The sequence below is a fragment of the Armatimonas rosea genome, assembly GCF_014202505.1.
In the GTDB taxonomy this organism is placed as follows: domain Bacteria; phylum Armatimonadota; class Armatimonadia; order Armatimonadales; family Armatimonadaceae; genus Armatimonas; species Armatimonas rosea.
This window is the reverse complement of record NZ_JACHGW010000011.1, coordinates 22,038-35,457: the sequence shown is the minus strand read 5'-3', so window position 1 is coordinate 35,457 and position 13,420 is coordinate 22,038. Positions and strand designations below refer to the sequence as shown.

Genomic DNA, 13,420 nt, shown 5'->3' with positions numbered 1-13,420 from the left:
CCCGATAAATTATCTGACCAGGCCCAAAGACGGCGCTACAGGCGCGCGGCGGCCCAGAGAGCGGCCCCGACAATGCCGGCCTCGTTCTGGAGCGCGGCGGGAACCACGGGGGTTCTCAGGGAGAGAAGCGGGAAGAACTTCTCGGCCTTCTTGCTGACGCCGCCCCCGACAATGATCAGATCGGGCCAGAACAGATTCTCGATGGCAGTCAGGTAGCGGTTGACGCGCTTGGCCCACTTCTCCCAGGAGAGGTCCTCTTTTTCCCGGATCGACTCGGCGGCGTAGGTCTCGGCGTCCATTCCCTTGAGCTCGATATGTCCCAGCTCCGTATTGGGGATGAGCTTCCCATCAAGGATCAGCGCGGTGCCGATTCCGGTGCCGAGCGTACAGAGGAAGATCAGGCCGCCCTTGCCTTTTCCCTCGCCAAAGGTCGCCTCGGCCAGGCCCGCGACATCGGCATCGTTCCCGATGGCAACCGGGGAGCAGCCCGTCGCCTCCGCGATCATCCCAGCGGCATCTTTTCCGATCCAGCTCTTGTCGATATTGGCTGCGGTGGAGACCGTCCCGTACTTCACGACCGCAGGGAAGCCCACCCCAATCGGCCCGTGCCAGTCGAAGTGCTTGACCACCTCCGCAACTGTCGCGACCACCGCCTCGGGGGTTGCGGGTTGCGGGGTCTCCAGGCGGAAGCGCTCCCCGATCAGCTCGCCCGTCGTGATGTCCACCGGGGCGCCTTTAATCCCCGTTCCCCCAATGTCAATGCCCAAGATAACCGTCGGTTTTGCCGGTGCCGTTGTTGCTGCTGCGCGTCGCGCCATAGTGTCCTCCAAAACGATATCTTCGGCACGAGCGGATTTAAATCCTCCTTAATCGAGCGGAAGCCCAACCGCCTTCCAGAGGTCACTGGTCGCAGCCCGCCAGCGTGGCGAGCGCTTCACCGTGCCGTAGTGATACTGGAGCGCCTCACCGCCACGAAAGGCTTCGCGATGTGCCACCTTTGCCAGAGTGGCATAAGAGGCTTTAGCATCGCCGGTCTCGGCTTGGAGGCGGGAGAGCCAGATCTGCGCCATTAGCGGAATCATAGGCTCCCCCGCCTTGGCGTGTGGCACGAGCCGCTCGTACCAGCGCTGGAGGGTCTCAGGGGTGCTGTGGTTGTCCCAGAATGCCTCATTGCCACGGGCCAGCAGTCGGGCCGTCTCCAGCTGTCGTGGGCTCTGGGGGACAGAGTCCAGTGCGACAGTCCACTCGGGCAGAGCCGGACATTTTGCGGTGGGAAACGGAATGGTCACGGCGCGGGTGCGTGCTGTCCAGAAGTCCGCCTCCTGGCGATTGTTGCTCAGCAGAGTCAGCGACTTCGGCGCGGTGCGAGGGGCGGACTCATCGAGAGGGATCAGCCAGTAAACACTCGCATCGCGTGACTCGCCGTCGAACCAGCCACGGCTAATCGGATAGGTTGGGCAGAAAACATAGCGCCTGCCGGTATCGTCCACCGCACCGGTGATCTGAAAATAGTAGTTGCGAACCAGGAGAAAGACCTCCCCTTTGTCATTGAGACTGGCTTGCAACAGATTGAACTGCCCTGCCTTGTCTCCCATCACAGGAAAGGTCTCCCCCGCGAGCTGCAGAAGCCCCTTTCGGTACGTGGCACGGTCCAGCACCTTGGGCGCCGGCTTGGGTAGAAACGCACTCAGCTGCTTCTGGGTAGCCGCAACCGAGATCTTCTCCGAGGTCGCACGGTGAATGAGCCAACGATTCGCCATGTCGTAGGTCTCGTCCCGGACAATAAAGTGGTCGCGGGTGTCGTACCAGAAAACGTGGCGCTGGTGGTTGATGCCTTCCGTGAACTCCATGCTCAGCTCGTCGACCTGCGCCGTGATCTTGCGTGTCTTCAGCACCACAGTGGGACGGAGCCAGAAGCCGGGCGGATAGATGCCTCCCAGCTTTCGGGAGCGCGATTTTATTTCCTTGGTCCGCACCAGCCAGTTCCAGGGCTTGTAGTAGGTTAGGGTCGTCTCTCCCTTTGTCTCGGAGACCGCGTTGTCTCCCAGCGCGAGGCTCCAGCCGTCTTTGGGACGCAGGTAGACAAGCTGCTGCTCGCCCGTGGGCAGGGTCTCCTGCGCCAGCACCGCCTCGGCTCGTGGAGTCGCACTCTCTAGTTCTAGGTAGAGCTGTGACAGACGAACACGGTTCACCAGCGCCACCCCGCCCCAGACCGTGAGCGCAAGCCCAGCCACCGCGAGCCGCCCCGGCCAGACACGGGGTTTGTGGCGGCGTGTCGCTGCCTGGAACGCACGAGCGGCGAGGTCGGGCGAGATCGGCGGGGTTGGGTAGAGCCCCGTGAGGGCATCGTGTAGGTTATCGTCGGTCATCAAAATAATCTCCTACCTCTTTTCGTAGGGCCTCTCGGGCACGGTGGAGGAGCTGCCCCACTGCGTTGGGCTTCTTTCCCAGCACCTGCCCAATCTCGATCAGGCTAAGCTCCTCCCGGTACTTGAGCAGGAGCACCTCACGCTGGAGCTCGGGCAGGCGGGCGAGGGCGGCACGGAGCTGCTCCTGAGACTCCCCCCCTAGCGCGGCGCTCTCGGGAGTTGCCACCGAGACAGAGACAACCGGCTCCTCAAGGGGCTGCTCCCGCCGGCGCCCCCGCAGCCGCAGCACCAGCGCGACCTTGCGGCGGGCCATTCCCACCAAGTAGGCACGCGCCGGGTCGTCGGCCTCGGTCGGGGTAGAGTTTGGCAAGCGCTTAGGATGAAGACAGAGCTCCCCGAAAACGGCAATAGCAGTATCCTCTGCCTCCGGCCCCGGCCCCAGCCGCGCAGAGACATAGCCCAAAACCAAAGGAAAATAGCGATCCAGAAGCTCTGTCGGGGTCGTTGCCTGTACGACGGGTGCTGTCCAGAGTGCCTTTCTCACCATTCCAGTCTATCCTTTGCCACGAGTGCCCAGATTTTACGCGGGTTTTAAAATATAGTCACCTGGTTATTTTACGGAGCGAAAAAACCTTGATATATTGCCTACCGACGCTTGTTTGGGACGACCCAAGCGGGCACTTTTGGGAGACTTTAATTATGCGACTTTCCTCTATTGTCTTTTTCATGGCACTCACACTCTCCGCCAACGCGAGCTTCGCTGCAGATGTGCCGCCTAGCTGGCACGGCAATATCGCGCTGAACTTTGCCCAGATCAACACGGCAGCCAACACGCGCAGCCTGACGGTCTTCGGAACGGCCAAGCGCGAGACCAAGACCGCCACCACTACCATCGACCAGACCTATGTCAATGCCCGCCAGAAGCCAGGCACTGCCGGGGCGGTCTTTACCACCACCGACGACTCCTGGATCGCCAATGCCAACCATAGCTTCAAGACCGGCGAGCGCACCAATGGTTTTGTCAATGCCCGCCTCCAGACCGATAAGATCCAGCAGCTCAACCTGCGCTCCATTGTCGGTGCGGGCCTAGGAGTTCTCGTGCGCAAGACCGATGCCATGAGCTTCAAGACCAGTGTCGGTGTGGCGGGGATTCGGGAGGACTTTAAGGGCCGCGCCGTGAGCAATAAGTTCTCGGGCCAGTTTGGCTACAACTACACCCGTAAGCTACGGGAGGGAACCAACTTCACCAACGATTTTACGATCTACCCGAACCTCTCCAAGACCAGCGACAACTACTATGTGGCGCAGTTTAGCCTGGATCAGGCACTGGCGGGGAACTTCTACGCCAATATCCGCTACATCACGGACCATACCAGCATCCCTGCGGCGGGGACACCCAAGAGCACCAGCCGCTTGATCTTTGGAATCGGCACCAAGTTCTAGGGCGCCGACTTGAAGAAAGCCCCTGTGTCGGGTACAACGCAGGGGCCGCTTTATGCAATCAATCTCTACTTTCCTTGACTCTGGCTGGGAGCTCGCCGAGCGCCGTGCCGCTGAAGACCTGCTCCCCCCCTACAACGAGCCCGAGAAGCTCTGGCTTCCGGCAACAGTCCCTGGTCATGTCCATACCGATCTCGTGCGGGCCGGGGTGATCAGCGATCCGTTTGGCCGCCTGGCGGAGTGGGGTGCGCGCTGGGTCGATGAGTCCAACTGGACCTACCGCACGAGCTTCTTTGTCGATGCCGAGCGCCTCGCAGCACGCGGCACCGACGGCAAGCACTTCCTGCACTTCCACGGCCTCGATACGCTGGCGCGTGTCTTTCTCAATGGTAGGTACCTCGGGCAGGCCGACAACTACCACCGCGCCTGGCGCTTCGATGTCTCCGAGCAGCTCCGTGAGGGTGAGAACGAGCTCCGAGTCGAGTTCGACTCCGCGCTCCGGGCCGGACAGGAGCGGGCCAAGGCCTATATCGGTGAGGGCAAGTCCGACCGCGGGACCACGACCTACTTTAACTTCCCCCCCCGCGCCTTCGTGCGCAAGCCTCAGTACATGTTCGGCTGGGACTGGGGCCCCGAGCTGGTCTCCTGCGGCATCCACGGGCCGGTCGAGCTCCTGACGGTCGCAGTCGCCGAGATCCTCCACTGGAAGCTGGACTATAAGTTCATCAGCAACAGCGTAGTCGATATCGACTTCGCCATCACCCTCCGCAAGTACGATAGCCAGCCGCTCACGGTCAAGGCCGTGATCTTTGCATCGGGGGACACGACCCCCTCAACCGTACTCGAAGGCCCCGCGGGCGAGTACACGGTCCCGCTACACATCCGTAGCTTTGTCACGGAGCGCTGGAACCCCCATGGAGTCGAGGGGCCGCGCAAGCGCCACCTACTCAACCTCCGCCTGCTCTCGATCAGCGACGATCCCCATGAGGAGCCTGAGCCGATCCACCGGATCGCGGCCTCGATTGGCTTCCGTGAGCTGGAGCTGGTGCGCGAGAAAGACGCCGCCGGGGAGAGCTTTCTCTTCAAGGTCAATGGCCAGCCGCTCTTTATCAAGGGCGCGAACTGGATCCCCGACCATAGCCTCCCCACGACCATCACCAAGTCTCGGCTTCGTCAGCGCCTGACCGCCGCGCGCGATGCGGGCTTCAACATGCTCCGGGTCTGGGGCGGTGGGCTCTACGAGTCGCAGGACTTCTACAGCCTCTGCGACGAGCTCGGCATCCTGGTTTGGCAGGACTTTGCCTTTGCCTGCGCCACCTACCCCGACGACGACCCGCTGTTTGTGGAGAGTGTTCGCGCCGAGGCAATCGCCAATATCCGCCGCCTCCGGCACCACCCCAGCCTGGCGCTCTGGTGCGGGGGCAACGAGAATGTCGAGCTGCACCAAGGACGCTGGTCCGGCGCGGCACAGGCCACCAAGTTCTACGGGGAGAGGCTGATTCTGGAGACCCTGCCGGGTGTCCTGGAGCACGAAAATCCCCAGGTTCCCTACTGGCCCAACTCGCCCTACGGCGGCACCGACTGCCGCGATGAGACGATGGGCGATAGTCACTACTGGAATGTCTGGCACTCCAAAGAGCCCGGCTCCAACGGCGACTGGACCAACTACGAGAAGTGCGATACCCGCTTCTCCAGTGAGTTTGGCTTCGCCGCTCCCGCCGGCCTCACGACCTGGCAGCGCTCCCTCGCTCCCGACGAGCTCTCGGTGCGCTCGCTGGCCTCACGCTGGCACGACAAGACCCGCAAGGGCTACGAGACCTACCTGGGATTTATCCAGATGCACTTCCCCGAGCCGCAGTGCTTCTCCGATCTGGTCTACTACGGGCAGTGTAATCAGGCGCTGGCCTTCTCCTTTGGAATCGAGCACTGGCGACGGCGTAAGGGGCACTGCTGGGGGACTCTCTTCTGGCAGCTCAACGACTGCTGGCCGACCCACTCCTGGTCGGTGATCGATAGCGGCGGCGAGCCCAAGCTGGCCTACTACGCCATCAAGCGCGCCTACGCCCCCATACTGCTCTCCCTACGCCGTGTCGGCCGCGTGATCGAGTCGCACCTGGTCAATGATACGCTCGTCCCCCTGACCGGACAGCTCCGCCTGGACCTACTCACCTTTGAGGGCGAGGCGGTCTCCATGGCCGAGCAGCGGGTGACGGTCTCGGCCAACGCCGCGTCCGGGGCGCTCCTGACCCTGCCCATCCCCAGCTTTATCGCCGATGCGGGCAGCGATGTCTTTGTCCACGCGACCTTTACGCCCGAGAGCGGTCTCGCGGCGGAGAGCTTCTTGCTTCTCGCTGAGCCCAAGGACCTGCGCCTCGCCGACCCCGGGCTCCAGACACATGTCGCCGCGCACGCGATCACGGTGCAGGCCAAGCGCTTTGCCGCCTTTGTGACCCTCCACTTCGAGGGGGTCTCGGTACAACCGAAGCTCTCAGACAATGGGTTCTTCCTCGCCCCTGGTCAGGCGCGCACCATTGCGGTCAGCGAGCTCCCCGATCGCCTGAGCCTCGCCCAGCTCGCGCCCCGCCTGCGCCTCCGCTCTCTCTAGAATATCTCGATAGGTGCCGACAATCCTGACGGCACCTGTATGAGTACTCTCCCTGCACTTGACTCCTCGACCGCTCTGCCGCGTGTTCTCGCGCGCGCCCGTTGCTTGGTCTGGGAGGCAGTCGTGCGTGCCCTCCCTAGGAAAAATACCAATGCGCCGCTCTACGACGCCGACCAGGGGCTCTACCTTCACTGGGATATCCGTCTCCTCTCCGACGAGGCGACCCAGCAGTGGCTCCCGCTAGAGCGCCCGGAGGGGGCAAGCTTCCTTGACGTGCTCAACGCCGCCCGCTTTCCAGAGGAGCAAGCGGCGCTAGACCGCCGCGCCCACGAGGCACTCAGCCAAGGACTCCCCCACTACAACCAAGCGTTCCGTATTCGGCTTGCCGATGGTAGGGTGCGCTGGTTACTGGAGACAGTCGAGGTCCACCGAGTCCACGACCACGAGTGGAGCCTGGTCGGGGTCTGTGTCGATATCACGGAGCAGAAGCAGGCCCAGGAGCGCCTCAGCCTTCTGATGAAGAGCGCCCACTGCCTGATCTGGCAAGCACGCGCCGAGCTTCGGCCGGTCACCGACGAGCACACGGCAGCTCTTGCGAAGAGCCAGGGGACGCTGGAGCGGGGGCACTTTCTGGTCTGGCACACCGGTGGGGTTGTCGATGAGGAGGCGGCCCAGCGCTGGCTCCCCATCCCACGCCATGGGAACAACCCCTACGGTGTCGATCTCCACCTTGCACGTCCCCTGGAGAGCCGCGAGGAGGGACAACGGGACCTTATCGCCGCCCTCGAGCAGGGCCAACCGCACCACTCCCACGAGTTTCCTATCCTGCTCAACGATGGGACCATGCGCTGGCTCCATGAGAGTGTGCAGCTGATCCCGCAACACGAGCACGAGTGGCTCCTGGTGGGGGTCTGCCTGGATCGGACCGAGGCACACCGCGCCGAGCAGCGCCAGCGCCAGATGATGACCAGCGCCTGTGCCCTCTTCTGGCAGGCCCATGTCACCCTCCGCGACGGGCTCTTCCTCTGGGAGGTTGGCGTCCTGGACGAAGACGCCGCCCAGCGCTGGCTTCCGATCGCACGCTCCCACCCCAACTTCTTCGACGACTTCTACTCGGCTCGTACCCCGGAGACCCGCGCCCTCACCGACCAGCTCGCCGTCCAGGCACTCCTGGGAGGACACCCGTCCTACCATCAAGAGTACGCCATTACCCTCGCAGACGGGAAGATCTGCTGGCTCCGCGAAGATGTGCGCATCGAGAGCACGGGACCAGGTGCCTGGGAGCTGGTCGGGGTCTGTGTCGATATCACCGAGCGCCATGTCGCCGATCAGGTCCTCCACTACCAAGCCCACCACGATCCCCTGACAGGGCTGGCAAACCGCCTGACCCTGCTCCAGCGCCTGGAGACGCTCCTGGGGTCTCCTGACGCAAGCCCGACTCTGCTCTTTCTCGATCTCGACAACTTCAAGGTAATCAACGATAGCCTGGGCCACTTGGTGGGTGACAAGGTACTCCAAGAGGTCGCCCAGCGGCTCCGGGCCGCGGCCCCTCCGCAGGCCGAGCTCATGCGCCTAGGGGGCGATGAGTTCACGGTCCTGCTCCCCGAGCCCCTCGACGAGAGTGTGGTTCAGGTGCTCAGCGAGCACCTTCTGGAGCAGCTCAGTGCCCCGCTGGAGATAGACGGTCGCACCTTTATTCTCTCGGCTAGTGTTGGGGTCGCCTGCGCGCCCGTGGGCAACCCCACCGAGCTTCTCCGCCGCGCCGATATGGCGATGTACCATGCCAAGCGCAGTGGCAAGGGGAAGATCGCCCCGTTTGTGGACAGCCTCGAGGTCACCGCACACTCGCGGCTTGAGCTGGAGATCGAGCTGCGACGCGCCCTACAGCATGAGGAGATCGAGCCGCACTTCCAGCCGATCTTCTTGCTCCATGCCCACGATCTCCTCGCCTTTGAAGTGCTCGCCCGCTGGAAACACCCCGAGCGCGGCTTCATCTCTCCCGCGCAGTTCATCCCGGTCGCGGAGGAGACGGGGCTCATCCTACCGCTTGGAATGGCGCTGCTGCGCCGCTCCTGTGCCACCGCGAGCACCTGGCACCGTCAGGGATTTCCGGTCGGGGTGAGTGTCAACCTCTCCGCCCTCCAGCTCCGCGACTCCAAGCTCGCCCAGCAGGTGGAGCAGATCCTAAAAGAGAGTGGGCTTCCCGCTTCCGCACTCACCCTGGAGATCACCGAGAGCGTGCTCATGACCGACTCCGCCCAAAATCTTGCGATGCTCGATACCCTCTCCGCTCTGGGAATCCAGCTCGCCATCGATGACTTCGGCACCGGGTACTCGTCGATGGCCTATCTCTCCCGCCTCCCCATCCAGATTCTCAAGATCGACCGTATGTTCGTGGACCGCCTCACCGACCACACCAAGACCCACAGCCGCTCGGCCCGTGGGGACAAGGCCATCATCAAGGCCGTGGTCGCCCTCGCCCGCTCCCAGCAGATGAAGGTCACGGCAGAGGGCATTGAGAATGAGCAACAAGCCACCCTGCTCCGGCAGCTGGGCTGTGACAATGGGCAAGGGTACCACCTCGGGCGTCCTATGGGGCTAGCACAAGCCGATGCATTTCTCAAGAGCTATCCGACACTAGCGAATCAGGGGGAGCTTCTCCAACGCAGAGCCGCCTGAGAGGTTTTTGCGTAACACTTGGCGAACTGAGCGCCATGAACCCCATTACCTGGCCCGAGTGGCCGATCTTTGGTGCGCCCGAAGAAGAGGCCGTGCTCCGTGTGCTCCGCAGTGGCAACTGGGGCCGGCTAACCGGCACCGAGGCGGAGCAGTTCGAGACGGAGTTTGCCGCCTACCAAGAGTGCCGCTACGGCGTCGCGACCCCCTGTGGGACGACCGCGCTCAAGCTCGCTCTCCTCGCGCTGGGGATCGCTGCGGGCGACGAAGTGATCGTCCCCCCCTATACGTTTGTGGCAACCGTCGGCGCGGTGGTGCAGTGCAACGCGGTTCCGGTCTTTGTCGATATCCACCCCGACTCGTTCTGCCTCGACCCGGCGCGCGTGGTGGAGGCGATCACACCGCGAACAAAGGCCATAATCGCCGTGCACCTAGGGGGGATGCCCGCCGAAATGAATGCTCTCTCGGAGATCGCCAAGCAGCACGGCTTCGCGCTCGTCGAAGACGCGTCCCATGCCCATGGCAGTGTCTACCGTGGCCGTAAAGTCGGGGGGCTCGGGGACGTCGGGTGCTTCTCGTTCCAGGCGAGCAAGAACCTCAACTGCGGCGAGGGGGGGATCGTGGTGACCAACGACGAGCCCCTCTACCGGCGGGTTCGGTCCCAGTCGGACTGGGGACGGGGCTCGGAGGGTCAGATCCTGGGCAGCAACTACCGCATGACCGAGCTCCAGGCCGCTCTCCTGCGCGCACAGCTCACCCGCCTCCCGGAGCAGGCCGCCCAACGGGACTCCAACGGAAAGCTCCTCGACTCTCTCTTGGCAGAGATCCCAGGTATTCGTCCCCTCCCTCGTACGGAGCTTGGCTGCGATACCAATGGCTACCATCTCTACTGCTTCCGCTACGACGAATCCGCCTGGGGCGTGCCACGCGCAAACTTCGTGGCGGCGATGAACGCAGCCGGTGTCCCCGTGCAGCCTGGCTACACCGCCCCGCTCTACGACTGGCCGGTCTTTGCCGAAAGACGCTTTGGCCCCTGGAGCGCGAGTGCCGCCGGCTATGCCTCCCCCGAGACCCACCGCGAGCGCTGCCCCGTGATGGAGCGAGTCAGTAGGAAAGAGGGGTGCTGGATCAAACAAAGTGTCTTGCTCGCCGCTCCCGAGCAGATAGCCCAGATCGCGACAATTGCCCAAGACCTCTGGGAGGGCCGTGCCAGCCTTTAGGAATGCACCTATCTAGGTCTAGGAAAACGGGGCAAAAGCGGCATAATACAATTACGAGAGGCCTGAACCTGTCAATTCCATGGAGAACCCTATGCGTCCCTATCTACCCTTACTTGTTGTTTTTTCTGCGCTCACTGTCGCTCTCGTGGGCTGTGGAGGCGGGAGCGCGGGCAGCTCCGCAACCCCGACACCCGCCCCGACGGCGACCCCGACACCTGCTCCTGTCGCCTCGCCCACGCCCTCTCCGGTCCCGACCCGTAGCTTCCAGCTCACGGTGACCGGCTCCCGTGGGAGTGTGGCCCTGGGAGTCAATGGGACCAGCAGTAGTTTCGTGCCAGGAACCCCACGGACCGTTACCACAGCGCTCGTCGGGTCAAACCTCCTCAGTGCTCCCGCGAGCTACGGCGACAAGGCCTTTGTTGCCTGGCAGCGCAATGGGACAAACTTCAGCACGAATGCGACAATCAGCACGCTGCCCAGTGAGCTCGCCAACGGCGACACCGTGACCGCGCTCTACGGGCCGGCAGGAGTGCGCACTGGGCAGCTCACCCCCAACTACAACCAGATCGACGCTTTCTTCTGGCCCGCCGACAAGCTCCCGCTGAAGGTTTTCTTCGCCGCCAGTGTCGCCAGCGACTACAAAGCGGCGATGCTTGACGGAATCGACCGCTGGATGAACGCCTTGGGCAGTGGGATCACCTACACCGTGGTTACCCAGGAAGCGGATGCGACCATCGTCCTACAGATGGGCGATGCCAGTGGCTTTCTCGCCCAGACCACCACGACCGCATCGGCGCTGAGTCTGCCAAAGCCCCTCCTGAAGGCCGTCATTACCTTCGACCCCACCAAGGTTCCCGTGCTGAACTCGAATACCAACCGGCTCGGGTTCACGGCGCTTGCGGCCCATGAGTTCGGACACGCCCTCGGCATCAACGGCGGCGGCGTCCAGGGCCACAGCGACGATCCTGCGGACATCATGCACGCCATTGTTGGGGAGGACTCGCTGACCATCACGGTGCGGGACATCAACACCATGATGAACCTCTACTCCAGCATCTACGACGGGCGCAAGGTGCCGGTCAGCCGCGCGATGAGTAGCGGCAAGACCACCGTGCAGACCCTCTCGTGCGGGGTTCGGCTGAGATAGAAAAACGGCCCCAGGAGCGGTGCTCCTGGGGCCGTTTTCTTTTGTCCTAGTCGAGCGACACACCGAGCTTCTTCAGCGCGGGCTCGACACCCTCAGGGATGTCCTTGGAGCCCACAAAGCTCGCGGCGATCTTGCCGTCTTTGTCGATGATGTAGGTGGTTGGGATGCCACTGACATTGTAGAGCTTGCTCGCAATCGAGCTCGCGTTGTCCTTGGCGGCGGGATCAAAGACCAGCGGGAAGCTAAACTTTGCCTTGTTCTCCGGCACCCACTTGTCATAGGCAGCTTTATCGTCCCAGACACAGACCCCAAGAACCGTGATATCGTTGCGGCCCTTAACTTTCTGCCAGGTCTTCTCGATATGGGGCATGGTCTGCATGCACGGGCCACACCAGGTCGCCCAGAAGTCCATCACGACCGTCTTGCCACGCAGATCGGAGAGCTTGATGGGCTTCCCTTCCAGGGTCATGACCGTGAAGTCGGGGGCGGGCGTTCCGACTGCCAGCAGCGGCTTGCGCTCCGCGGCAACGGGAAGTTTTTTGGGCTTTCGCTCGGAGGCGACCAGCGAGAGACGCTCCCCATTGGCCCCGAGGCGCGCCTCGTAGACCTTGCCATCCAGCAAAAACGGGGCACGTGCATCGACGCGCTGTTTTTTCTTATCCTCGCCCTCAAGCACGAGCCAGACATCGTTTTGCTTCGTGGTATCTGGTAGGAGCTCCCCGCGGTTGTTCACCGGCTTGCCGTCGTCGTTGATGCGCTTGTTGTAGAGCGCGTCGGCATCGTTCTCTGCTAGGGTCACTTTGTAGGTCTTGTCCCCCACCTTGAGCTCCCCAACCCGAGCGGTCTCGCGGTAGTAGAGAAGATAGTTCTGAGGGGTAGCCGAGACAATCCGGTAGAGTCCCAGCCCATAGTCTGCGGTAGTTTCTTGATTGTTTCGCCCCGCGTAGGAGACCTTGGCGACAAAGCTATTGACCCCATAGACCGTCCGGCCCTGTGCCTCGTTTTTCTTCACCCACTTGCCATCGCCATCGTCGGTGAGGTCGCCGTTGCCATTGGCATCGAAGTAGATCTTAAACTCCCCGCCTGCAGGCTCATCGACAACCGCCACATGGTCTGCCTTGGGGCCGCTGCCCAGCTTGATCACGGTGTAGCGTGGCTTCCCGGCGTAGGTCGGCTCCTTGGTGACGCCAGCAGACTTGGTCTCCGTGAGCTCGGCGCGGATCGGGTAGTAGCCGAGTGCCCTTGCGCCATCGAGCTGCTGGGTGAGCTGTGCCTGTGCCACGGGGGGAACCCGCTGGCCTTGTTGTTGTGCCATCAGTGCGATGGGCAGCAAGAGTGCTTGAAGTAGTGCCATATTGCTATTTTCCTCTCAGGGCCGGGTCGTCTCACCCTCACGGGCATCGACCCAAGCCATCAGTAAAATCACCGGGAGCTGCTCTTCCGTGGCGTCCTCCGCAGGGCCGTAGGAGTGCCGCTCCGCGCTCCAGAACGTCGCGGCATCGCCCTCACCGAGCTCGTACGTGCGCCCCGCGACTGTCACCCGCGCCGAGCCACGCAGGCAGAAGACCAGCTCCTCACCTGGGTGTGTGATCGACTCGCTCTCTCCGTAGAGCTCCATGATCGCCGCGTTGATCCGGCCACCGGGGAGGCGGCACTTCAGCGCGGAGAGGAGTACCGACTCATCGGCGGCCAGCGGCTCCCGTCCCTCCTCGGCCCGTGCATGGAGCGCGATTGTCTGCTCCTCTTCCGGCTCCGGCTGGGTCAGCTGGGCGACATGCACCCCCAGCGCCTCACACACCCGGTTGAGCGTCGCGTAGGAGGGGGTCAGGCCTTTCTCCAGACGAAGGATCGTGTTCTTATTAACTCCGGCTTTCTCCGCGAGATCACGAACGGAGAAGTTTTGGCGCTGTCGAATGCGCTGGATTCGAGCACCGAGCGTCTGTGGGTCCATATACCCGGCCAG

Annotated in this window: 10 protein-coding genes; 5 read left to right on the top strand and 5 right to left on the bottom strand. The window is 62.9% G+C overall.

Annotation, left to right across the window (positions count from 1 at the left end; all coding sequences use genetic code 11):
• Nucleotides 1-35: 35 nt before the first annotated feature.
• Genes ppgK through HNQ39_RS28875 form a run of 3 tightly spaced genes read right to left on the bottom strand, consistent with a single transcriptional unit; the run spans nt 36 to nt 2,913 of the window.
• Nucleotides 36-818, bottom strand: a complete 783-nt coding sequence (gene ppgK / locus HNQ39_RS28885) for a polyphosphate--glucose phosphotransferase (protein WP_184204084.1) — start codon at nt 816-818, stop codon at nt 36-38.
• A gap of 48 nt (nt 819-866) precedes the next feature.
• Nucleotides 867-2,369: a hypothetical protein gene (locus tag HNQ39_RS28880; RefSeq protein ID WP_184204083.1), complete on the bottom strand. Its 1,503-nt coding sequence runs from the start codon at nt 2,367-2,369 to the stop codon at nt 867-869.
• Nucleotides 2,356-2,913 (bottom strand): sigma-70 family RNA polymerase sigma factor, encoded by a 558-nt coding sequence (locus HNQ39_RS28875; protein WP_184204082.1) that lies wholly within the window; start codon nt 2,911-2,913, stop codon nt 2,356-2,358. The genes HNQ39_RS28880 and HNQ39_RS28875 overlap by 14 nt, the downstream gene beginning before the upstream one ends.
• Nucleotides 2,914-3,068: 155 nt before the next feature.
• Here HNQ39_RS28875 and HNQ39_RS28870 point away from each other — a divergent pair, with 155 nt between their 5' ends.
• The 5 genes from HNQ39_RS28870 to HNQ39_RS28850 all read left to right on the top strand — a co-directional run bounded on the left by HNQ39_RS28870 (nt 3,069) and on the right by HNQ39_RS28850 (nt 11,457).
• Nucleotides 3,069-3,812, top strand: coding sequence for a DUF481 domain-containing protein (locus tag HNQ39_RS28870; RefSeq protein WP_184204081.1), 744 nt, complete (start codon nt 3,069-3,071; stop codon nt 3,810-3,812).
• Nucleotides 3,813-3,864: 52 nt separating this feature from the next.
• Complete coding sequence (locus HNQ39_RS28865) at nt 3,865-6,414, top strand: glycoside hydrolase family 2 protein (RefSeq protein ID WP_184204080.1); 2,550 nt, start codon at nt 3,865-3,867, stop codon at nt 6,412-6,414.
• Nucleotides 6,415-6,453: 39 nt separating this feature from the next.
• Nucleotides 6,454-9,093: a sensor domain-containing protein gene (locus tag HNQ39_RS28860; RefSeq protein WP_184204079.1), complete on the top strand. Its 2,640-nt coding sequence runs from the start codon at nt 6,454-6,456 to the stop codon at nt 9,091-9,093.
• A gap of 35 nt (nt 9,094-9,128) precedes the next feature.
• Nucleotides 9,129-10,310, top strand: coding sequence for a DegT/DnrJ/EryC1/StrS family aminotransferase (locus tag HNQ39_RS28855; RefSeq protein WP_184204078.1), 1,182 nt, complete (start codon nt 9,129-9,131; stop codon nt 10,308-10,310).
• 91 nt (nt 10,311-10,401) lie between these two features.
• Nucleotides 10,402-11,457: a matrixin family metalloprotease gene (locus tag HNQ39_RS28850; RefSeq protein ID WP_184204077.1), complete on the top strand. Its 1,056-nt coding sequence runs from the start codon at nt 10,402-10,404 to the stop codon at nt 11,455-11,457.
• A 46-nt stretch (nt 11,458-11,503) separates the two neighbouring features.
• On the opposite strand, the gene HNQ39_RS28845 is transcribed toward HNQ39_RS28850, so the two are convergent.
• Nucleotides 11,504-12,811: a TlpA family protein disulfide reductase gene (locus HNQ39_RS28845; protein WP_184204076.1), complete on the bottom strand. Its 1,308-nt coding sequence runs from the start codon at nt 12,809-12,811 to the stop codon at nt 11,504-11,506.
• Between the two features lie 15 nt (nt 12,812-12,826).
• On the bottom strand, nt 12,827-13,408 hold the full coding sequence (locus HNQ39_RS28840; protein ID WP_184204075.1) for a helix-turn-helix domain-containing protein: 582 nt from the start codon (nt 13,406-13,408) through the stop codon (nt 12,827-12,829).
• Nucleotides 13,409-13,420: the final 12 nt, after the last annotated feature.

What these genes read in the sequence shown, in the direction of transcription:
- ppgK (WP_184204084.1), bottom strand. Translation starts at nt 818, where the DNA reads ATGGCGCGACGCGCAGCAGCAACAACGGCACCGGCAAAACCGACGGTT.
- HNQ39_RS28860 (WP_184204079.1), top strand. Translation starts at nt 6,454, where the DNA reads ATGAGTACTCTCCCTGCACTTGACTCCTCGACCGCTCTGCCGCGTGTT.
- HNQ39_RS28845 (WP_184204076.1), bottom strand. Translation starts at nt 12,811, where the DNA reads ATGGCACTACTTCAAGCACTCTTGCTGCCCATCGCACTGATGGCACAA.
- HNQ39_RS28880 (WP_184204083.1), bottom strand. Translation starts at nt 2,369, where the DNA reads ATGACCGACGATAACCTACACGATGCCCTCACGGGGCTCTACCCAACC.
- HNQ39_RS28855 (WP_184204078.1), top strand. Translation starts at nt 9,129, where the DNA reads ATGAACCCCATTACCTGGCCCGAGTGGCCGATCTTTGGTGCGCCCGAA.
- HNQ39_RS28865 (WP_184204080.1), top strand. Translation starts at nt 3,865, where the DNA reads ATGCAATCAATCTCTACTTTCCTTGACTCTGGCTGGGAGCTCGCCGAG.
- HNQ39_RS28850 (WP_184204077.1), top strand. Translation starts at nt 10,402, where the DNA reads ATGCGTCCCTATCTACCCTTACTTGTTGTTTTTTCTGCGCTCACTGTC.
- HNQ39_RS28870 (WP_184204081.1), top strand. Translation starts at nt 3,069, where the DNA reads ATGCGACTTTCCTCTATTGTCTTTTTCATGGCACTCACACTCTCCGCC.
- HNQ39_RS28840 (WP_184204075.1), bottom strand. Translation starts at nt 13,408, where the DNA reads ATGGACCCACAGACGCTCGGTGCTCGAATCCAGCGCATTCGACAGCGC.